A 1,401-nucleotide genomic window follows, 5' to 3' on the forward strand; every position below is an offset into this window, starting at 1 on the left:
GAAACGGGAGCGCGAAAAGAGGGCCCTCACAGGCGTTGACCTGCGAAGACCCTCCGCACCGTCGGGACGACAGGATGTGAACCTGCGACCCCTTGACCCCCAGCCGCGCGACAACTCTCCGCAATGATCCGTACCGGACTGTAGCAGAGCGCCTCGGAGCCTCACATCGCCGTACGGAGCAAGAGAACACCGCTCCCAACATCCGACTCCCGAACACATCCCTCCTGCCACCACAACGCTTCACGCCAACACCCAACCATCCACCGACCCGGACCGCTATGAACCGCATATCTCCACCCCGCACACCCCCAGCGAGACTCGCAGCCGCCCCGAAATCCCGAACGCTCCTCTTTCGACACCACCAGCCTGGAATCAGATCCGCCCAACACCCTCAGCGCCTCACGGAAGTCGCCCCACACGACCCCGGCGCGGGAGTCGAGGAAACCGCTACTGGGGCGTGGCACGCCCAGCAACCACCGCGAGTTCCAGCAATCCATACATCCAGGCCACAGGCTTGATCATCGAACGGAGCCCCTTTGCGGTTGCGCTGTCCACTCAAGGCCGCAACGACACCCACACGACCGTCGACCCCTAAAACGACACCATTTCAACGCCCCACACTGCTATCATTTCCAAGGTTGCTGTGCCCGACGAGAGGAGTTTTCAATGTCCCGCACCATGATCGATCTCGACGATGAGATGGTGGAACACGCCATGCGCCTGTACGGCGTGAAGACGAAGGCCAAGGCTGTGCGTATGGCCATGGAGGAAGCTGTTAAGCGTCGGCTGCGACAGGAGGGCATCGACGCGATTAAGTCCGGTGACCTGGACCTGACCTACGACAGCCGGACGGAGCCCGACAGCAGGAACGCGGCGTGAGTGAGCGCTTCCTGATCGACAACTCCGCCCTCCAGCGATGGCGCAAGCCGAAGGTGGCGGAGGTTCTCGACCCACTCCACGAGGATGGCGTACTGGCTGTGTGCGGACCGGTCGAGATGGAGGTGATGTACTCCGCACGCAATGACAACGACGCGAAGCGTCTGCACTGGTTCCTGTCCGGCTTCGATTACCTTCCGATGCCAGACGAGGTGTGGGACCGGGCCAAAGACATCCAGCGACAGGCCATCGCCAAAGGCAATCACCGCGCACTGTCCCTGCCCGACCTGCTGATCGCGGCAGCGGCCGAACGGCATGCGGTGACCGTGCTGCACTACGACCAGGACTACGACATGATTGCCGCGATAACGGGCCAGCCCATGAAGTGGGTCGTGGAGGCGGGCGCAGCGGACCACTGACTCTGGGATCCTGCGCTTGCCGAGAATGTCATCCGCCCTGGTCGGACGCCTGCACCCGGGCTGGCGGTGGTCGGCCTCGTCGCTCTAGTCGGCGCTCTCGCGCAGC

Annotated in this window: 2 protein-coding genes; both read left to right on the top strand. The window is 63.3% G+C overall.

What is annotated here, in order from left to right:
* Positions 1-666 precede the first annotated feature (666 nt).
* Positions 667-879 (top strand): type II toxin-antitoxin system VapB family antitoxin, encoded by a 213-nt coding sequence (locus ACFXB5_RS53715; RefSeq protein WP_055555168.1) that lies wholly within the window; start codon positions 667-669, stop codon positions 877-879.
* Positions 876-1,295: a PIN domain nuclease gene (locus ACFXB5_RS53720; RefSeq protein WP_385223379.1), complete on the top strand. Its 420-nt coding sequence runs from the start codon at positions 876-878 to the stop codon at positions 1,293-1,295. The genes ACFXB5_RS53715 and ACFXB5_RS53720 overlap by 4 nt, the downstream gene beginning before the upstream one ends.
* The last annotated feature ends 106 nt before the right edge of the window (positions 1,296-1,401 follow it).

This window comes from Streptomyces sp. NPDC059455, assembly GCF_042750115.1.
GTDB lineage: Bacteria > Actinomycetota > Actinomycetes > Streptomycetales > Streptomycetaceae > Streptomyces > Streptomyces endocoffeicus.

Coding starts and splice junctions, on each gene's coding strand:
- ACFXB5_RS53715 (WP_055555168.1), top strand. CDS start 667: ATGTCCCGCACCATGATCGATCTCGACGATGAGATGGTGGAACACGCC.